This is a genomic window from Ruegeria sp. YTSA105, from assembly GCF_059610225.1.
Genome location: NZ_JBXWNE010000009.1, coordinates 22,717 through 42,521, shown reverse-complemented (window position 1 = coordinate 42,521; position 19,805 = coordinate 22,717). Strand labels below are relative to the sequence as shown.

The following is a 19,805-nucleotide window of genomic DNA, read 5'->3' as shown; positions in this document are numbered from 1 at the left end:
GCGAGAGAGAGTAGTTTTAGATTGGGGGTGCTGCACGTTCTGTGACCAAATGTCTGGCTACGACTCTTTCGCGATGAATCATGTAAAGCCCTGCACTGATGATGATTGCAATACCAAGTAGGCTAAGCGTGTTCGGGAAGTCATTGAAGACAAGATAGCCGAACAGGGTTGCAACTGGCAGCTCAAAGTACTGCAAAGGTGCCAATGTGGCTGAAGGCGCGAACGAAAGCGCATAGGTCATCATCATGTGGCTCACCGTTGCAAAAAAACCAGCTCCCAAAAGCCACAACAAAGCGATGTCTGTCGGCCAAACAGGATCGAACAGCTCCGAACCAGAGCCTTGCGCAAATATTAAGATTGGAATGGAAAACAGGCTGGCAATCAGGCCAGTGTGGAATTGCAGAGCCACGGGATGCATCCGACGTGACAATCCTCGCGTCACAAGAATGTAGAAAGCGAAAGCAACTGCCGTACCAAGCGGAATTATTGCAACCGCGCCGAAGGCCGCGAAACTGGGTTGGATGACGAACATTACCCCAACAAACCCGACAAGAGCTGCCCCGACACGACGCGGACCTACGTCTTCACCAAAGTAAAACTTACCAACCAACAAGACAATGAACGGGGCCACAAACACGATCGCCAACGCATCGGCGAGTGGCATCACACGGATGGCAGCAATGAAGCAAAAAGTTGCGAACAGCAAAAGTAATGAGCGGAATGCGAGTACGATCAATTTGCCTCGCGCTACATGCAACGACAGCCCCATTATCCAGACGAACGGGGCCATCAACACGCACTGCACTACAAACCGAGCAGCCGTAATCTGCCCAACTGGTACGCTAGCCGACGCGAGTTTTGCAGCTACGTCCAGCAAAGGAGCGGTGAGGCAAAATCCAAGCATCAGTGCAACTCCCGCAAGAATGCGATCCGTAGATTGAGGTATGGAATCAGCCGAGGACATCTCATCTTGTAGAAACGTCGCTAAACGCGTGTCTGTTCTCTATGCGACGCGGAGCAAAAATCCCTCAACTTGCGAGTTGGGGGTGGGTTCGAATTTGCGCTAGCAACGAACATCAGGTTCGATGAGATGCGCAGCAGCAGATGGCCGGTTCAAAATTGGTCTACAAGCTCTTGATCTCGATTGCTGCTGCGATGGCAAAGGCGTCTTCAAGCTCGACGCTCAGATGCCGAACCGTGCTTACCATCTTTGCATGACCCAAGAGCAACTGAACCGCCCGAAGATTTCCTGTCTTTTCTTGTCGAACTGCGTGACTTTGGTTCGGCGCATTGAGGGAGTTCCGTAGGCGCTGGCCCCAAAGCCAATGGGCTTCATCCAGTCCCGGACAATCCGCGCAAACTGGCGTGTTGAGATGTGCAGGAAAACCAAGTGATAGATCCGCGGTCACGGCAACTACTTTCTTCCCAAGGGAGACACATACAAAAAGCTGTAATTCCGACCCCTGTGAAGCTCTTTGTGATTGATCTGCTTGTTCGCGAATTCGAATTGGTTACTATTGTCGCATGACAAATTGGAAACCATCCCGAGATACGCTGAGTTCACCGCTGCATACGAGCCTTGCCACGATGATTGCAGGCGCGATCGAAGACGGCAGTTTGTCACCGGGACAGAAATTACCAACACACCGGAAACTGGCCGATGACCTGAGGTTGAGCGTTAATACCGTCAGCAAAGCTTACGACATTCTGCGTCGCCAAAACCTGATCGATGGTCAGATTGGGCGTGGCAGCTATGTTGTCGACACTGACAAAACCGACGGACAGCCATTCAAGTTGGAGTCAGAACCTCGAAACTTGTTCGACATGTCGATTTCGCGCCCCTTGTTTAATGGCCTGCATGTTGAGGCGATGCAATCAACGCTGAGGACTTTGCATGCCGGGCTCGACCCGGCCATATATCTTTCTACACGTCCGAATGTAGGCCACGAGACACACCGAAAAACGGGAGTCAAATGGCTTTCACATTGCGGCCTTGAGACAAATGCAGATTCAGTCCTCATGACGAACGGGGTAACGCATGGAATGTCGGCAGCAATGTCTGCGATATTGCGTCCTGGCGACGTCATTCTGTCAGATATGGTCACGCATCACCTCTTGGTTTCGAGTGTCGCATATTTCGGATACCGACATGTTGGCCTTGAAACTGATGAGCACGGAATCCTGCCCGATGCATTGGAAAAGACGTGCGTTGATAAGTCCCCTAAAGCATTGTATTTACTGCCATCTCTTGCCAACCCTAATGTACATATGATGCCAGAGGAACGTCGGCGCCAAATTGCTGCAATCGCCCGCAAACATAGGCTGCATATTATTGAAAACGATGCATTTGGTCCGGTCGCAGCGGATCGCCAGCCGCCTGTTTCGATGTTCGCACCAGAACTGTCGGTCTACCTGACAACGTTCACCAAATGCACGGTCAGCGGGTTGCGTGCGGGTTATGCCGTTGCTCCGGACCATTTGCTTCCTGCATTGACAGCGAGACTGATCGTATTTGGTTGGATGGCAACGCCGCTGATCTGCGAACTTGCCTCACGCTGGGTGGAAGATGGCACAGCACAAGCGCTGGCGGATTGGCAGCGCGCAGAAATCGTCAAGCGGTATCATATAGCAACGCAAGAGCTTGCTGGTTTTAAATGGACGGGCCATCCGGCCAGTTTGCATCTTTGGTTGCAGCTCCCACCAGATTGGGATTCCAACAGTTTTGTCGCCCATGCCCGCGAACTAAATGTTGCGGTGTCCCCTGAAAGCCCATTCCTTTCTCCCAAGGCTACCCCAACAAATGCAGTGCGCATTTCGGTGGGAAGCATTCGCGAAATCGAACGTTTTCGCCAAGCTCTGAAGCTTCTGGCCGGTTTACTTTTGCGCCCACGCGAGCCTTTGCCGCAATTCGCTTATTAGAATGTAGCGCAACAATATAATAATTGACTCGCAGTACAATCTTCGGGATGTGGTGGAACATCACTAACAAAGAAGGTGATATCTGGGAGGATATGATGACCAAGACTGCACGTTTTACCCTGCGCGTCTGCGCACCCCTTGCTGCTGCATTGCTAACCTCAACTGCCGCTTATGCGGACAATTGGCGCTATGCTATGGAAGAGGGGCTGACAGATCCGCAAGGCCTGTACGCCACCAAGTTCAAAGAGGAAATCGAAGCCAACTCGGATCACACAGTCCAGATTTATCCTGTGGGTACGCTTGGTGAATCGGCCGACGCCATGGAGCAGGCCCAGGCTGGATTGCTGCAGTTCATTGATCAATCTCCAGGTTTCACCGGTGCGTTGATCCCAGAAGCCGAAGCCTTTCTGGTGCCATATATCCAGCCGACGGACCCTCAAGTCGTGCGCAAGTTTTTCAAAGAAGGCGTCGCTGTGAACGAGATGTTCCACGACATCTATCGCGAACAGGGACTGGAATTGTTGTCGGTGTTCCCGGAAGGTGAAATGGTGGTCACTACAATGGAGGAATTTCGGACACCTGCCGATTTGGAAGGTATGAAAATACGGACCATGACCTCACCATTGCTTTTGGAGACTTACACGGCCTTTGGCGCTTCCCCGATTGCCATGCCTTGGGGCGAGCTGATCGGCGGACTGAAAACTAAAATGGTTGACGGGCAAGAAAACCCGGCAATTTGGATCGAGGCCTATGATCTGGATAACCTGACTAATGTGATGACCTATACCGGACATGGTCAGTACACGACTGCTGTGATGGCCAATGCCGAGTTTTACGACGCGCTAAGCGATGCGGACAAAGAACTTGTTCAGAATGCGTCGCAAGTCGCACTCGATTATATTCTTGATGTTGCCGTCGAACTGGATGCAACCGGTCTGGCAAAAATTCAAGAGAGCAATCCGGGCTACACAATAAACCGGCTAACCGAGGAAGAGCGTGCACCCTTTAAAGAACGTGCAAAGCGGTCGAAGCAGCCTTTGTCGAAAGAGCGGGCGAACGTGGCGCTGCCATCCTCGAGCAAATGAAGAAGGATCTAGCGGCTGCGCAGCAGTAGCGCTTTGCCACAGGCATCCATCACGTTTGCGATGTGTTCATCTGAAAAATCGGTGCTGGCCCAGAACCATAGTTCGGGCCTGCAATTTGGAAATAGTAAACCGGCGATCAGCCTATATTGCGAATGTTCGGGGGGAATATGAGCGAAACGACGAAGAAAAAGTCGGGCCTTGCCGGAATTGTTGATGGCATTGACAAGGGGATCGCTGCGCTCGAGCGGGTGATCATGGCCACAGGCGTCATTCTGATGGCAGTCAACACCATCGCAAATGTCATCAGCCGGTTTGTTTTCAACCACTCCATTATATTCGCCGAAGAGTTGAACAGTATATTCATATTGTTGGTGACATTTGCTGGTATCGGCTACGCCGCGCGCCATGGTCGGCATATCCGCATGTCCGCCATCTCAGACGCGTTACCCGAACGGGTCAGAAAAATCTTGATGGTTGTAGTCACGGGAGTCACCGCTGTGCTGTTGCTGCTCTTGGCGTGGTACGCTGTGCAATACATCATCAGCATGTACGCAAAGGGGCGGGTCTATCCTGCCCTCGGATTCCCTGTTTATCTCAGCTACCTCTGGGTGCCGATTGGGCTGTTTGTGACCGGGGTTCAATACGCGCTCACTTTCATCAAAAACCTTCAGGAACCTGAAATCTATCTGTCAACTGATCTGCGAGAAGCAGATGCGCGGGAACTGGAAGTGGAGCTTTAACCATGGCACTCTTAATGTTTTCCGCAATGGTTGTCCTGCTGCTTATGGGTTTCCCGATGATGGTACCCCTCATTGCCGGCGCGTTCATCGGCGTGATCGAGTTGTTTGGCACAATCGACAAAACTGAGTTTATGATTCAGCAAATGTTGGGTGGTATCCGGCCCTCTTCATTGATCGCCGTGCCTATGTTCATTCTGGCAGCGGATATCATGACACGTGGCCAGTCCGCAGGGCGGCTGATTGATATGGTCATGGCCTTTGTTCGCCATGTTCGAGGGGGGTTGGCCGTCAGTACAGCTGCGGCTTGCGCATTGTTCGGTGCCGTGTCCGGGTCCACCCAAGCCACGGTCGTTGCGGTGGGAACGCCACTCAGGCCCCGAATGCTGAAAGGTGGCTACAAGGATTCTTTCATTTTGGCCCTGATCGTCAACTCAAGTGACATCGCGTTCCTGATCCCGCCCAGTATTGGGATGATCATCTACGGTGTAGTTGCCAAGGCCTCCATCCCTGAACTGTTCATCGCGGGCATCGGGCCCGGATTGTTAATCCTGTTCATGTTCTCGGTCTACAGTATGATCTACGCCAAATTAAATGACGTCCCCACTGAACCGGCCGCCACATGGTGCGAACGCGCGGTAGCGGTTAAACGGGCCTTGTGGCCGCTGGGTTTCCCGGTTCTGATCATCGGCGGCATCTTCTTCGGCGTTTTCAGCCCGACCGAAGCCGCAGCAATCAGCGTGGCCTATGCGGTGTTGCTGGAAGTCTTCATTTTCAAAACAATGAAAATCACCGGCCTATACCAGGTCGCCCTGTCAACGGGCATGGTAACGGCGGTAGTTTTTATTTTGGTGGGTGCAGGTGCTGCCTTTGCCTGGGTTCTGTCATTCGCGCAGATACCGCAACAGATTTTGGGCGCTCTTGGCATTGATGAAATGGGGCAGATCGGCGTCCTGTTCACAATCGCGATTGCGTTCTTCATCGGCTGTATGTTCGTGGATCCCATCGTGGTCATCTTGATCTTTGTTCCGATCTTTGCGCCCGTGGTCGAGAAAACCGGGCTGGACCCAATTCTGGTCGGCACTTTGATCACATTGCAGGCCGCCATCGGCTCGGCCACCCCGCCGTTCGGATGCGATATCTTCACGGCGGTAGCGGTGTTCAAACGTCCCTATCTGGAAGTAATCAGAGGAACGCCGCCTTTCGTGATCATGCTTTTGAGTGTCTCGGTTTTGATGATCTTCTTCCCGCAGGTGGCACTGTTTTTGCGCGACATCGCATTTAACAAATAAAAGGAGCGACAAATGTTCAAATCAATACTCGCTGCTTTTGACGGGTCTGAAGGATCAGAGGCCGCCCTTCGCAAAGCCGCTGAATTGGCTAGGTTGTGTGATGCGGAAATGTTGGTACTGACGCTCTACCGTCATCATTCGATACTGGAAGGATCGATGTATGTCATTGATGCAGAAAAGCCCGATGATATTGACGGGATCATGCGCGATCACGCAAAGATAACTGCTGAACGCGGCGCGTCCATTGCGCGCGAGGCGGGGTGCGAGAACATCCGGGCCTTTGTCAAAGGCGGGCCAACGGCGCGGACTATCGTCAGCTTTTCCAAAGAACATGAGAATGACCTGATCGTCATGGGCAGCCGGGGATTGGGATCGATTGAGGGCTATTTGCTGGGCAGCGTCTCTCACAAGGTGACCAGCCTTGCGCAATGCCCGGTTCTGGTGGTGTGAGGATGGTAATGGCTTTGGATATACAATCTTCGACTTCGTCTGTGGCTCTCGCGCTGGATGCTCGCCCTGTCACACATCGTATCGGGCTGGTCGCGCTGGCCACGGATCATACGACGGAAACTGACTTCGCACGCATTCTGCAAGGGCATGATGTGGGCGTATATGTAAACCGGATCGGGTTTGAAAACCCAACCACACATGAAAGCCTTTTGAAGACAGGGCCGCTGCTGACCGATGCCGCAGCAGAGATTCTGCCTGGCGAGGCGCTAGATGTATTGGTCTATGGATGCACGGCAGCTTCGGTAGTTTTGGGGAACGACAGAGTGGCCGAGCACATGAACAGCGCAAAGCCGGGCACGCCTTGCGTCACACCCAGCTCGGCAGCCTTTGATGCATTTGAGGCTTTGGGGGTAAAAAAAGTAAGCGTTCTTACGCCCTATACGCAGGATGTGACGGATTCTCTGGTCACCTATTTCTCGCAACACGGCCTCGACGTGGTGAACGCTGTTTGCTTTGGATTGTCCGATGATCGCGACATGGCGCGCGTCTCAATGGACAGCATTATCGAAGGTGGTGTTGCTGCGTGCGATCCCGATGCTGATGCGCTTTTTATTTCCTGTACGGCGGTGCGTGCCGCCCCATGTGTCGCACAATTGGAGGCCCGGCTTGGCAAACCGGTTGTTACCTCCAATCAGGCGATGGTTTGGCGCTGCATGAGGCATCTTGGGATTACTTCGAATTATCCCGCGGGCGGTATGTTGTTCAGTAAATAGGAAGAAAGTCAGGACAAGAGATGAGCTCTGAAATCACACTTCAGGATAGTTTTGCTGCGCGCGCGCGGATCGCACAGTCGATCCGGGTTACACCGACGATGTCTTCAGACGTGCTGAGCAAAACCACGGGCAGTGATATTCGCCTCAAGCTGGAGCAAGGCCAGATCACCGGTAGTTTCAAGCTGCGCGGGGCATCCAATGCTGTGTTGTCACTTAGCGATGCGCAGCGCGCCAAAGGTGTGGTGGGAGTATCGACGGGCAATCACGGGCGCGGTTTGGCCTATGCGGCAAAGCAGGCCGGGGTGCGGTGCATCATCTGCATGTCCGAGCTGGTTCCACAAAACAAAGTGGATGGGATCAAGGCGCAGGGCGCAGAGGTGCGCATTGTCGGGCGTTCTCAGGATGACGCACAGGTAGAAGTTGACAGGCTGGTCGCCGATGGGATGGTCATGCTTCCCCCGTTTGATCATCGCGATATCATTGCCGGGCAAAGCACCGTTGCACTGGAAATGCTGGAACAATCCCCGGATCTTGAAACGGTTCTGGTGCCGCTGTCGGGCGGCGGGCTGATTTCCGGCGTCGGCATGGTGATGAAGGCGGTTAATCCGCAGGTCCGCGTTATCGGAATTTCGATGGAGCGCGGGGCGGCTATGTATGAAAGCCAGAAGGCGGGGAAACCGGTTCTGGTCGAAGAACTGTCGACACTGGCCGACTCGCTAGGCGGTGGGGTTGGATTGGACAACCAGCACACTTTTGCCATGACTCGTGCCTTTGTTGATGATCTGATTCTTGTGACCGAGACCGAGATTGCTGCTGCCATCCGTCACGCCTATTGGCAGGAACGTCAGATCATTGAAGGGTCCGGCAGTGTCGGCATTGCCGCGCTTCTGGCGGGAAAAATCAAAGACCCAGGTCGGTGCGTCGCGCTGATCTCGGGGCAAAACATCGACATGCAACTGCACCACCGGATCATCTCCGGCGAAGATGTAGATGTAACGGCGGAGGGGTAGGATGCCGGAGATCAAAATACTGACCGAGGCCGAACTGCGAGATCTGGTGCCACTGGATATGGACGCGGTGGACTGCATCGAACAGGGCTTTACGACGCTCGCCGGGGGCAAGGTTATCATGCCGCCGATCATGACACTGATGGTCCCCGATCATAATGGCGAGGTATGTGTAAAGTCTGCTTATGTCCCCGGCATAGACAGCTTTGCCATGAAGATGAGTCCTGGCTTTTTCGATAATCCCAAGCTGGGCCTGCCCAGCACATCAGGCTTGATGGTGCTATTCTCAAGCACCACTGGCGTTCTGGAAGCTTTGCTTCTGGATAATGGTTATCTCACGGATGTGCGCACCGCCGCTGCGGGAGCGGTATCTGCGCGCCACCTTGCACGCGCGGATGCGACACGCGCGTGTATCATCGGTGCTGGTGTGCAGGCGAAGCTACAACTCAAGGCGCTGACCCTTGTGCGCGGCATCGAAAGCGCTGTGATCTGGGCGCGGGATGCGGCCAAGGCCGAAACATTGGCTTCCAGCCTTCGCGAAGAACTTGGGGTCGACGTCACGGCCAGCACTGATAGGGCGGGTGCCGTGTCCTCGGCAGATATCATCGTCACGACAACCCCTTCGGACATTCCGCTGATCAAAGCGGATTGGCTGCAACCGGGGCAGCTTGTCATTGCGATGGGTTCGGATCAGGAACACAAGGTCGAGCTTGACCCGGGTTGTCTTGCCAAGGCAACGCTCTATGTGCCCGACAGCCAAGCCCAATGCGCCCTCAAAGGCGAGCTGCGCAGCGCCATTGTGGTAGGCATTTTCCCGGCTGATGGCAGGTTTGCTGAACTGGGTGATATCACCTCCGACAAGACGCCGGGGCGACAATCTGACAGTGACATCATTATTGCTGACCTGACAGGTACGGGTGTCCAAGACACCGCCATTGCCACGCTTGCTCGCCAGCGCGCGGAAAACTCAGGCAAAGGCACCACGTTTTCAAGCTAACAACGGATTAACTCTATGCCAGAACCAAAACTCCACTTCTCACGCGATGAGTTCAGCCAACGCATTGCAAAAACCCGCGCCGCTATGGCCGAACGTGGGCTTGACCTTCTGATCGTGACGGACCCTTCGAACATGAACTGGTTGACCGGCTATGACGGTTGGTCTTTTTACGTGCATCAATGCGTAGTGCTGAGTCTCACTGGCGAGCCGGTCTGGTACGGCCGTGGACAAGATGCCAATGGCGCGCTTCGCACCTGCTTTATGGATCCCGCCAATATCATCGGTTACCCGGACCATTATGTACAATCCACCGAACGTCACCCGATGGATTACCTGTCGGCACAGCTGGCCGATCGTAAGCTGGATAAGGGCCGTATCGGCGTTGAGATGGACAACTACTGGTTCACAGCTGCGGCCTTTGCCGCGCTACAGCACCACATGCCAAATGCCAAATTTTCCGATGCGACTGCGTTGGTCAACTGGCAGCGCGCGGTAAAATCTGAAACCGAGCTGGAATACATGCGCCAAGCAGGCCGCATTGTGGGCCGTATGCATGAACGTATCTTTGAAAAGGTCGAGCCGGGCATCCGCAAATGCGATCTGGTGGCCGAAATCTATGATGCGGCCTTACGCTATGACGCACAGATCGGTGCGGGCGGAGACTATCCCGCTCTGGTGCCACTTTTGCCCTCAGGCGCGGATGCCTCAGCCCCGCATTTGACATGGGACGATCAGCCAATGAAATCCGGCGAAGGTACGTTTTTCGAGATCGCAGGTGTCGTCAAACGGTACCACTGCCCGCTGTCGCGCACGGTCTTCCTTGGAAAGCCCACGCAAACATTCCTCGACGCTGAAAAGGCTGTGCTTGAGGGCATGGAGGCCGGGCTGGAGGCTGCAAAAGAGGGCAACCTCTGTGAGGATGTCGCTATTGCCTTCTTCAGCGTGCTAAAGAAATACGGGATCACCAAAGATAACCGCACCGGTTACCCGATCGGTGTCAGCTACCCGCCTGACTGGGGCGAACGGACCTTCTCGCTTCGTCCCGGCGACAAGACGGTTCTGCAGGAGAACATGACCCTGCACTTCATGACCGGCCTCTGGATGGAGGATTGGGGTTTTGAGATTACTGAAAGCATCCGCATCACCAGGACCGGCCATGAGTGCCTGGCCAACGTGCCCCGCAAAATGGTTGTGAAGGATTGAGTAGTGACACCCAACCCAATTTCCCCGACGATCCCGCTGGATAGCGATGGTATCCACCACGGTTTCCTACGGCTGCCTTACAGCCGGGATGACAGTGCTTGGGGGTCAATTATGATCCCGCTAACGGTTATCAAAAACGGAGATGGGCCTACGGCTTTGCTGACCGGCGCCAACCATGGCGATGAATATGAAGGGCCCGTGGCGTTGCAAGAACTGACGGTTAAGCTAAAGCCCGAGGACATCACCGGACGCGTGATCATCGTGCCTGCCTTCAATTATCCCGCTTTTCGCGCCGGGTTACGCACGTCCCCCATCGACAAAGGCAATATGAACCGTGCCTTTCCGGGCCGGCCAGATGGCACCCCAACCGAAAAGATTGCCGACTATTTCCAGCGCGTTCTTTTGCCAATGGCCGATATTGCGGTGGATTTTCACTCGGGCGGAAAAACGCTGGATTTCGTGCCCTTCGCGGCGGCCCATATCCTTGAAAATAAAGCCAATGAAGCGGCCTGTTTCGCCGCGATGGCCGCCTTTAACGCCCCCTATTCGGTGCAGCTACTGGAGATCGACAATGTCGGAATGTACGACACCGCGGTCGAAGATATGGGTAAGGTTCTGGTTTCAACAGAATTGGGCGGTGGTGGCTCTGCAACAGCCAAGTCGATTGCTGTTGCAAAAAAGGGCCTGCGCAATGTGCTGATTCACGCTGGAATTCTGAAGGGCGAGATGCAGATTGATCCAACCGTGCGCCTGGATATGCCCGATGGTGACTGCTTTGTTTTCTCGGAAGACGATGGCCTCTACGAGCCGATGGTTGATCTTGGTGAACAGGTCAGCCAAGGCGATGTTGTGGCCCGCGTTTGGCCCGTTGATCGCACCGGGATTGCCCCGATTGAATACCGTGCCAAAGTTGCGGGCCTTTTGATCAGTCGCCACTTTCCCGGTCTCATCAAAGCGGGCGATTGCGCGGCGGTGATCGGGTTGAAAGTTGGATAACTTTATTCCCCGGAGGTGAGACCATGCGGCTCGACGCCCGCGATCTGGATATTCTACGGGTGCTTTCAACCGACGGGCGCATCACAAAAACGGCTTTGGCCGACCGCGTTGGCCTGTCGCCCACCCCCTGCTGGGAGCGGCTGAAAAAGTTGGAAAAAGCCGGGTTGATCAAGCGATATAGAGCCGAGATCAACCTGCGCAAACTTGGGCCACATGTAACTGTCTTTGTTGCGGCCGAACTGTCCGATCATACCGCTGCCAGCTTTCAGGCTTTTGAGGCCGCAATGCAACGCTATGAAGAAGTGTTGGCCTGCTGGGCGCTTGGCGGAGGATTTGATTACATCCTGCAAATAGTGACGCGCGATATCGATGCCTATCAACGCCTGATTGATGAAATGCTCAATGCTGACATAGGTCTGGAAAAATATTTTACCTATATTGTCACCAAACGAGTGAAGGGGCAGGGCGTTCCGCCGATTTCCCTCATTGCTGGATGGCAGGAGTAACCCTCTGCCTGAGAGATGATTTACAGCAGAATACTCTGCTTTGGACCCGAAATTTGGTCTCATCCTTCGCCTGAAATACCCGAGGTTGTCTGGCAACAAGGGAGAGGCATCCATGAAAAACACCGCACTTTCTGCGCGCGATGATATTGCTGACAAATCTTTGGTGCGCAGTTTTTCCTATGTGAATGGTAAATGGTGCGCAGCTGCGTCGGGGTATGCTATCCGCGTCACTGATCCGGCAACTGGCGATGTTATCGGTGAGGCCGCCAGCCTTTCGGCAGAGGAATCCTCTGCCGCCGTGGATGCGGCACAGGCCGCCTTTCCGACCTGGTCGGGCCTCTTGCCACAAGACCGATCCGCCATTCTGCGCCGTTGGTTCGACCTGATGCTGCACCACAAAGAAGATCTGGCACGGATCATGGTACTGGAACAGGGCAAGCCCCTGTCCGAGGCGCGCGGTGAAATTGATTATGCCGCGTCTTTTGTAGAATTCTACGCCGAAGAGGCCAAGCGACCCAATGTTGAAGGCGTCACCAGCCATCTGCCCGATGCCGAGGTCGAGGTTTGGCTAGAGCCGGTTGGGGTGGTGGCAATGATCACACCGTGGAATTTCCCTGCTGCCATGCTGACCCGCAAAGCAGCAGCAGCCATGGCAGTGGGATGTACGGTTGTGGCTCACCCCTCAGGTGAAACCCCGTTTTCGGCCCTCGCGTTGGCTGAATTGGCGGAAAAGGCGGGTATTCCGGCGGGCGTGTTCAACGTGGTCACCGGCCAGGCCTCGACCGTGGTCGAACCTTGGACGAAAGACACCCGTGTTCGGGCACTCTCGTTCACAGGCTCCACCGAAATCGGACGGTTACTTTACCGTCAGTCCGCCGACACAGTGAAAAAACTTGTAATGGAACTAGGCGGGCATGCACCGGTGATTGTGTTCAAAGGGGCCGATCTTGAAATTGCGGTTTCTGAAACGATCAAGGCCAAATTCGCCACATCCGGGCAGGACTGTCTTGGCGCCAATCGGATATTTGTGGAGCGCTCAATTTACGACGCATTCTGCTCGCAGTTCACCGAAGCGACCCGCAGGCTGTCCCTTGGCATCGGTATGGACGACCCCGACATCGGCCCTTTGATGAATGAAAAGGCGGTTCAAAAGCAGGCAGAACATGTCGCCGATGCGCTGGCCAAGGGGGCCAAACTGGCGTGCGGAGGTGCAAGGGCCCCTCTCGGCCCGCTGTTTTATCAGCCCACGGTTCTGACCGACGTGCCCGCCGATGCCGTGCTTATGTCAGAGGAAACATTTGGCCCTGTGGCGGCCATTGCGCCCTTTGATACCGAAGAAGAGGTGATCGCCCGGGCCAATGACACCGAATACGGTTTGGTTGCATATCTGCACAGCCATGACCCACGCCGTATTTACCGCGTATCTCGTGCATTGCAATTTGGCATGGTGGCGGTGAATCGCACCAAGGTCACCGGCGCGCCGATCCCCTTTGGCGGCACCAAACAATCCGGTCTGGGCCGTGAAGGGGCAAGGCGGGGAATGGAAGAGTTTACCGAAATCAAATATGTCTGCCGCGACTGGGCATGAGGAGTGAAAAGATGCTGAAGAACGATCAACTTGACCAATGGGACCGCGAGAACTTTTTCCATCCCTCCACTCATCTGGCCCAGCACGCGCGGGGCGAAACAGCGACCCGTGTGATCAAAACCGCAAGCGGGGTCCATATCGAAGACCGTGATGGTACCAAATTGCTGGACGCCTTTGCAGGACTTTATTGCGTGAATGTGGGCTATGGCCGTCAGGAAATTGCCGAAGCGATTGCGGATCAAGCCCGCGAGTTGGCCTATTATCATTCCTACGTAGGCCACGGCACAGAAGCCTCCATCACCCTGTCCAAGATGATCCTTGATCGCGCGCCTTCGAACATGTCCAAGGTCTATTTCGGCCTGGGCGGTTCAGATGCAAATGAGACCAACGTCAAATTAATATGGTATTACAACAATATCCTGGGCCGCCCCGAAAAGAAAAAGATCATCTCGCGCTGGCGAGGGTATCATGGCTCGGGCCTTGTCACCGGGTCGCTGACTGGGCTGGAACTATTCCACAAAAAGTTCGATCTGCCGCTCACGCAGGTGGTTCATACCGAAGCGCCCTATTATTTCCGCCGAGATAATCTGGACCAAAGCGAAGCCGAATTCGTCGCGCATTGCGTTACTGAACTGGAGGCGCTGATTGAACGTGAAGGCGCTGATACAATCGCCGCGTTTATTGGCGAGCCGGTGTTGGGAACCGGCGGCATCGTGCCCCCGCCCGAAGGCTACTGGGCCGCCATCCAGGCCGTATTGCGCAAGCATGACATCCTGTTGGTTGCCGATGAAGTTGTGACCGGGTTTGGCCGCCTGGGCAGCATGTTCGGGTCGGAGCATTACGGCTTGGAATCCGATATCATCACCATCGCCAAAGGCCTCACCTCGGCCTACGCGCCGCTGTCTGGTTCGATTGTTTCTGAAAAAGTGTGGAAGGTGCTGGAGCAGGGCACGGATGAAAACGGCGCCATCGGCCACGGCTGGACCTATTCGGCACACCCGATCGGGGCCGCGGCCGGTGTGGCAAACCTCAAACTGATTGATGATCTGAACCTGATCGAAAACGCAGGCAAAGTCGGCGCTTATCTGAAGCAGTCGATGAAGGATGCACTGTCAGCACACGCCAATGTCGGCGATGTGCGCGGCGAAGGAATGTTGTGCGCGGTCGAGTTCGTGAAGGATAAAGATAGCCGCACCTTCTTTGACTCCGCGGACAAGATCGGCCCGCAAGTCTCAGCCGCTCTTTTGGCACAGGATAAGGTCATCGCACGCGCTATGCCGCAAGGCGACATCTTGGGCTTCGCGCCACCGTTTTGCCTGAGTCGTGAAGAAGCTGATACCGTCGTCGCCGCAACTCTGCGCGCGGTTACAGCAGTATTAGGCTAGGGGATGTCTGTCTCGCCCACCCTTGGCTGAGTGGATAGTGGTCGACATTACCGCATCAAACTCCGGGGTGGGCGCAGCACTCGATTGAGACCGCTTTGATTTGGCAATATTGCCTGGATCAGGCCGCAATTCCAAGATTCCTTACTACAAGGCCCAATCCGGTCAAAGCGGCCAGGATTGAAACTTGAAACCAGCACACGTCACTATTGTCGCAATGTGCTACAGACCAGATGATTATCAATCATGGGTAGAGCGGCGGAAAAGTCCGCAACGTGTGGGTTGCCTTTCCTGTAGCCAGACAGACGATGAAGCAGGAAGAGCTCAAGCTGAAGTTGGAAGACTTCGAAATTCCGCAAAGGAATTTTGAAGAGATGTTGGAACCGGTCGCCGAAATTCTGTCAAAATCTTGGAAAGTATGGAAAAAAAGCGACTATAGGGGCAAGAGAGCGCTGCTTAGAATGCAATTTGTTCAGAAGGGAAGTTACTCTTCCAAATCGGATCTTCGAACCGGAGAATTATCTTTTCTATTCAGAGTCTTAAGTGACGCAAAATATCTGAATGAGGTTTTGGTGGAGCCTAGGGGAGTCGAACCCCTGACCTCTTGCATGCCATGCAAGCGCTCTCCCAACTGAGCTAAGGCCCCATACAGGTACTGCAGAAGCAGTGGGCGGACGTTTATGAGACAGTGGCGCTAAGCGCAAGTCCAAAAACAGGCGTCGCCGTTAAAATTTTGCAACCAGATTGCAAATGGCGCGAGGCGGCGCGAGGCCGCCTCTGACCGTGATCAGCTATCGTCCTCTGCTGGAATGTCAGTGATGTCGTCCAGCGGAACTTCATCACTGCTGTCATCATCGTCATCCAGCAGATCATCATCCAGATCGACTTCGACATCGTCGTCGTCATCCAGAACCAGTTCTTCCTCAGGCGCGTTTTCGCGCGCCTTGGCCGATGCGGCATCTTCTGCATCTGCTGCGATCATCCGGCTTTTACCGGTTTCGAGTTCCACGATCTCGCCGGTATAAGGGCTAACGATCGGGTCTTTGTTCAGGTCATAAAACCGTTTACCGGTGGTCGGGCAAACGCGCTTTACACCCCATTCTTCCTTGGGCATGTCCAATCCCCTTGATATCAGGTGAGTCGTATCGACGATTCAGGTCAGGTGCCACAAGCAGCGGGCACTGTCAAAGCCTTTGAGCAGGAGAAACAGACCTATGGGAGATCACGCACTGCCAGGATCGCCTCCGGTGCCGCTGACATTGCGCAAATCGGCGCGGGCACGGCGGATCAGTCTGCGTATATCCCAGTTGGACGGGCGTGTTACACTGACCTATCCAAATGGCGTTTCTGAATCCGATGCGTTGAACTTTGCCCGCCAAAAAGAAAGCTGGATTCGGCAGCACCTGAGTGATCGGCCAGACCCCTCGGTGGTTCAATTTGGGCAGCATATTCCTGTTGAGGGCACCCAACGGCGCATTGTCCGGGCAACGGGCCGACGCGTTCTGTTGCAGGCGGATCAGATTTCAGTACCTGAAGGCGCTGAAGCGCGACGTTTGGCGCGCTTTTTGAAAGAACTGGCACGCGACCGGCTGACCGGCGCATGTGATGACTACGCAGCGATGTTGGGTAGGGCTTATGCCAGCATCTCTATTCGGGATACCCGATCGCGCTGGGGATCATGCAGTTCTGAGGGTGGATTGATGTTTTCCTGGCGGCTGATTCTCGCTCCACCAGACGTCCTGCATTATGTTGCCGCACATGAGGTGGCGCATCTGGCCGAGATGAACCATTCCCCAGCCTTTTGGGCCCAGGTCGAGCGGTTATTCGGAGATTACAAAGAACAGCGGCGCTGGCTGCGCGACAACGGGGCGCAGTTGCATCAGTTCAGATTTGACGCGCCTGCGAGTTGACCTGTGCGGTGTTTGTGATCACATAGAGACATGTTGAACACACGCCCCTCGGAAACGCAGACCGCAACGCATGACCGGGTGTACCGGGCCCTGCGATCCCGCATCATGCATGGCGACATCGCCCCCGGTCAGGCACTGACCTTAAGGGGAATTGGGAAAGAGTTTGGTGTCTCGATGACTCCGGCCCGCGAGGCGGTGCGTCGGCTTGCGGCTGAAGGGGCGCTGTTTCTGTCGTCCTCGGGCCGCGTCTCGACGCCCGAGCTGACCAATGACCGGATCGAAGAGCTTGCTGCGCTGCGGGCCTTGCTTGAGGTCGAGCTGGCCAGCCGGGCATTGCCCCGTGCGCATATTGCCCTGATTGACCGATTGCAGAGCATCAACATGACGGTGGCCGAGATGGTCACCAAACGTGATGCCGTTGGATATATTCGCACCAATCTGGAGTTTCACCGAACTCTGTATCTGCGGGCGCAGGCCCCGGCGATGCTGGCGATTGCCGAAACCGTATGGTTGCAGCTTGGGCCGACGATGCGCGCGCTTTATGGGCGGCTGCGGCGAACGGAACCACCGCATCACCACAAGCTGATAATTGCGGCGCTAAAGGCCGGGGATGAGCCGGGTCTGCGCCTTGCGGTTCGCTCGGATGTTACACAGGGCCTGCGGATGCTGGTCAGCTAAGCGGCTTGTTGCCGAAGCTGCCGAAATCGCCCGATTCGGTATCGCCGTTCTGGCCCCGGCGATTTCTCTGCGCTAGGCTGTGAGAAATCACAATAAGAGCAGTTTTCAACCATGATTGATCGACGGTTATTTTCCCTTGGGCTGGGCTCCGGCTTGTTGGTTGCCTGTACGGACAGCGTGCCTTCTTCTTCGGCGCCGGCCGCGCGCATGCAACCGGTTCGGAACGCGGGCTGGGACGCCTGGGTGGCGGGCTTCAAAAGCCGCGCGGCCGCACAGGGGATTTCGCAAAGCACAATTAACCGCGCCTTCCAGGGCGCCGGATATCTGCCCGGAGTGATCGAGCGGGACCGAAATCAGGTCGAGTTCAAGAGGTCGCTTGAAGACTACCTGGCGATTGCAACCTCAGATGAACGGATCGCGACCGGCAAGCAAATGCTGGTGCGTCATGCGGGAACGCTGTCTCAGATCGAGGCGCAGTACGGCGTGGACAAAGAAGTTGTCGTGGCAATTTGGGGGCTTGAAAGCCGTTATGGTGCGCGACGTGGGGATGTGCCTGTTGTATCGGCCCTGTCGACGCTGGCCTATGACGGTCGGCGCGGGCAGTTCTTTGAGAGCCAACTGATGGCAGCGATGAAGATTCTGCAGAACGGCGACACGACGCCCGCCAACATGACAGGTAGCTGGGCCGGTGCCATGGGGCACACGCAGTTCATTCCGACCTCTTATCTGGCCTATGCGGTGGATTTCACCGGCGATGGACGGCGCGATATCTGGTCCGACGACCCAACGGATTCGCTGGCATCAACGGCGGCTTATCTGGCGCGTTCCGGTTGGGTGCGTGGGCAGCCCTGGGGCGGTGAGGCCGGGACGGTATCCGGTACGCCGGTTGCTGTGCTGCAACCCCAGGTGCCAGGGCCCCGCATTGCCGTGTTCCGCAATTTTCAGGTGATCAAACGGTATAATAACTCGGACAGCTATGCGATCGGGGTAGGGCATCTATCAGACCGAATTGCCGGAGGGGCGCCGTTCCAGGCCTCGTTCGGCCCGGATGAGACTGGGCTGACACTTGAGAACCGCAAAGAGTTGCAGCGCCGTTTGACATCCGCGGGCTACGATACGCAAGGGGCGGATGGTGTCATCGGGAATAACACGACATCCGCGATTTCTGCGTACCAGCGGGCCAATGGGCTGTCCGCGACCGGAGAGCCCTCAGTTGCGCTGCTGAGGCAGTTGGGGGGCTGAGGGTTACGCAGCCAGCCCTTTTGAGCCGATGTCGAGGAATTTTTGACGACGATCTCTGATCAGGGCGGCGGAATCCTTGCCGTCCAGATCCTTGAGCATCGCCGTAATCGCGTCCCGCACGGAGTCCACGGTCGCAGCGCGATCGCGATGTGCGCCGCCTTTGGGTTCCGAAATGATCCGGTCGCAAACGCCCAGCTTGTGCAGGTCTTGCGCGGTCAGCCGCAACGCCTCGGCTGCTTCGCGCATTTTCTCGGAGTCCTTCCACAGGATCGAGGCGCAGCCTTCGGGTGAAATGACCGAATAGACCGAATGTTCCAGCATCGCGACACGGTTTGCCGTTGCAAAAGCCACCGCACCGCCTGATCCACCCTCGCCGATGATGACCGAGACCAACGGCACGCCGATCTTCAGGCACATCTCGGTCGAGCGGGCAATAGCCTCGGACTGGCCGCGCTCTTCGGCGCCTTTGCCGGGATAGGCGCCCGCCGTGTCGATCAAGGTGATAACCGGCAGTCCAAAGCGTCCTGCCATCTCCATCAGTCGGACAGCCTTGCGATACCCTTCGGGGCGAGCCATTCCGAAATTGCGTTCGATGCGCGATTTGGTGTCGCTGCCCTTTTCGTGGCCGATCACCATAACAGGTTGATCGTTGAACCGCGCCAGACCGCCGATCACGGCCAGGTCGTCAGCAAAATTCCGATCGCCTGCCAGCGGTGTGAATTCGGTGAACAGATCTTCCACGTAGTCTTTGCAATGGGGACGTCCAGGGTGACGAGCGACCTGACATTTTCTCCAAGGCGTCAGATCGGCATAGAGTTCGTCCAACAGCTTTTCAGCCTTGGCATCCAGAGCGGCGGCCTCTGCGGCCACATCCATCTCTTCATTGGCGCGCGCCAGCGCACGCAGTTCCTCGGCCTTTCCTTCGATCTCGGCCAAAGGTTTTTCGAATTCCAGATACTGGGTCATGACGCCTCTCAACGCGGAAGTTCCCTGCTATATGGCCTGACGTTGCCCCGGATGCAACTCAGCAAGATTTAAAG

At 55.5% G+C, this 19,805-nt stretch carries 19 protein-coding genes, 1 tRNA gene and 1 pseudogene; 16 read left to right on the top strand and 5 right to left on the bottom strand.

Annotated features, from left to right (window positions below):
* Positions 1-16: 16 nt before the first annotated feature.
* Positions 17-964 carry a DMT family transporter gene (locus AC2FH2_RS12685; protein ID WP_496694002.1) on the bottom strand — a complete coding sequence of 316 codons (948 nt, stop codon included), beginning with the start codon at positions 962-964 and terminating at the stop codon, positions 17-19.
* Between the two features lie 160 nt (positions 965-1,124).
* Positions 1,125-1,381 (bottom strand): annotated as a pseudogene (locus AC2FH2_RS12680) (site-specific integrase); the annotation flags it as partial.
* Between the two features lie 143 nt (positions 1,382-1,524).
* On the opposite strand from AC2FH2_RS12680, the gene ehuR reads away from it, so the two are divergent.
* From ehuR to AC2FH2_RS12615, 13 genes are all read left to right on the top strand, one after another.
* Positions 1,525-2,919, top strand: coding sequence for a MocR-like ectoine utilization transcription factor EhuR (gene ehuR, locus AC2FH2_RS12675; RefSeq protein ID WP_496823807.1), 1,395 nt, complete (start codon positions 1,525-1,527; stop codon positions 2,917-2,919).
* A gap of 95 nt (positions 2,920-3,014) precedes the next feature.
* Complete coding sequence (gene dctP, locus AC2FH2_RS12670; protein ID WP_496823806.1) at positions 3,015-4,004, top strand: TRAP transporter substrate-binding protein DctP; 990 nt, start codon at positions 3,015-3,017, stop codon at positions 4,002-4,004.
* A 167-nt stretch (positions 4,005-4,171) separates the two neighbouring features.
* Positions 4,172-4,744: a TRAP transporter small permease gene (locus AC2FH2_RS12665; RefSeq protein WP_496689997.1), complete on the top strand. Its 573-nt coding sequence runs from the start codon at positions 4,172-4,174 to the stop codon at positions 4,742-4,744.
* 2 nt (positions 4,745-4,746) lie between these two features.
* Positions 4,747-6,033, top strand: coding sequence for a TRAP transporter large permease (locus AC2FH2_RS12660; protein ID WP_496693012.1), 1,287 nt, complete (start codon positions 4,747-4,749; stop codon positions 6,031-6,033).
* A 12-nt stretch (positions 6,034-6,045) separates the two neighbouring features.
* Positions 6,046-6,483, top strand: a complete 438-nt coding sequence (locus tag AC2FH2_RS12655; RefSeq protein WP_496693013.1) for a universal stress protein — start codon at positions 6,046-6,048, stop codon at positions 6,481-6,483.
* 8 nt (positions 6,484-6,491) lie between these two features.
* Positions 6,492-7,256, top strand: coding sequence for an ectoine utilization protein EutA (gene eutA / locus AC2FH2_RS12650; protein ID WP_271950052.1), 765 nt, complete (start codon positions 6,492-6,494; stop codon positions 7,254-7,256).
* 20 nt (positions 7,257-7,276) lie between these two features.
* The gene (gene eutB / locus AC2FH2_RS12645) at positions 7,277-8,266 is read left to right on the top strand and encodes a hydroxyectoine utilization dehydratase EutB (protein WP_271950054.1); all 990 of its coding nucleotides are present in this window, start codon (positions 7,277-7,279) and stop codon (positions 8,264-8,266) included.
* 1 nt (position 8,267) lies between these two features.
* Positions 8,268-9,260: an ectoine utilization protein EutC gene (gene eutC / locus AC2FH2_RS12640; RefSeq protein ID WP_496823803.1), complete on the top strand. Its 993-nt coding sequence runs from the start codon at positions 8,268-8,270 to the stop codon at positions 9,258-9,260.
* A 15-nt stretch (positions 9,261-9,275) separates the two neighbouring features.
* The gene (gene doeA / locus AC2FH2_RS12635; RefSeq protein ID WP_496823801.1) at positions 9,276-10,463 is read left to right on the top strand and encodes an ectoine hydrolase DoeA; all 1,188 of its coding nucleotides are present in this window, start codon (positions 9,276-9,278) and stop codon (positions 10,461-10,463) included.
* A gap of 3 nt (positions 10,464-10,466) precedes the next feature.
* The gene (gene doeB, locus AC2FH2_RS12630) at positions 10,467-11,459 is read left to right on the top strand and encodes a N(2)-acetyl-L-2,4-diaminobutanoate deacetylase DoeB (protein ID WP_496823799.1); all 993 of its coding nucleotides are present in this window, start codon (positions 10,467-10,469) and stop codon (positions 11,457-11,459) included.
* A 23-nt stretch (positions 11,460-11,482) separates the two neighbouring features.
* Positions 11,483-11,965: an Lrp/AsnC family transcriptional regulator gene (locus AC2FH2_RS12625; protein ID WP_281995534.1), complete on the top strand. Its 483-nt coding sequence runs from the start codon at positions 11,483-11,485 to the stop codon at positions 11,963-11,965.
* Positions 11,966-12,077: 112 nt separating this feature from the next.
* Entirely contained in the window at positions 12,078-13,553 is a 1,476-nt protein-coding gene (locus AC2FH2_RS12620) for an NAD-dependent succinate-semialdehyde dehydrogenase (protein WP_496713202.1), read from the top strand.
* An 11-nt stretch (positions 13,554-13,564) separates the two neighbouring features.
* Positions 13,565-14,938 (top strand): aspartate aminotransferase family protein, encoded by a 1,374-nt coding sequence (locus AC2FH2_RS12615; protein WP_271950065.1) that lies wholly within the window; start codon positions 13,565-13,567, stop codon positions 14,936-14,938.
* Positions 14,939-15,505: 567 nt separating this feature from the next.
* Here the strand turns inward: AC2FH2_RS12615 and AC2FH2_RS12610 are convergent.
* Positions 15,506-15,581 (bottom strand) — tRNA-Ala (locus AC2FH2_RS12610).
* A gap of 141 nt (positions 15,582-15,722) precedes the next feature.
* Entirely contained in the window at positions 15,723-16,049 is a 327-nt protein-coding gene (locus tag AC2FH2_RS12605; RefSeq protein ID WP_271950067.1) for a TIGR02300 family protein, read from the bottom strand.
* Positions 16,050-16,149: 100 nt separating this feature from the next.
* On the opposite strand from AC2FH2_RS12605, the gene AC2FH2_RS12600 reads away from it, so the two are divergent.
* The 3 genes from AC2FH2_RS12600 to AC2FH2_RS12590 all read left to right on the top strand — a co-directional run bounded on the left by AC2FH2_RS12600 (position 16,150) and on the right by AC2FH2_RS12590 (position 18,765).
* On the top strand, positions 16,150-16,845 hold the full coding sequence (locus tag AC2FH2_RS12600; RefSeq protein ID WP_496689981.1) for a M48 family metallopeptidase: 696 nt from the start codon (positions 16,150-16,152) through the stop codon (positions 16,843-16,845).
* Between the two features lie 30 nt (positions 16,846-16,875).
* Complete coding sequence (locus AC2FH2_RS12595; protein ID WP_271950069.1) at positions 16,876-17,523, top strand: GntR family transcriptional regulator; 648 nt, start codon at positions 16,876-16,878, stop codon at positions 17,521-17,523.
* A 111-nt stretch (positions 17,524-17,634) separates the two neighbouring features.
* A complete protein-coding gene (locus AC2FH2_RS12590) occupies positions 17,635-18,765 on the top strand; it encodes a lytic murein transglycosylase (RefSeq protein WP_496823795.1) in 1,131 nt (376 codons plus the stop codon).
* 3 nt (positions 18,766-18,768) lie between these two features.
* Here AC2FH2_RS12590 and AC2FH2_RS12585 read toward each other — a convergent pair whose 3' ends face one another.
* Positions 18,769-19,731 (bottom strand): acetyl-CoA carboxylase carboxyltransferase subunit alpha, encoded by a 963-nt coding sequence (locus tag AC2FH2_RS12585; protein ID WP_142637885.1) that lies wholly within the window; start codon positions 19,729-19,731, stop codon positions 18,769-18,771.
* Positions 19,732-19,805 lie beyond the last annotated feature (74 nt).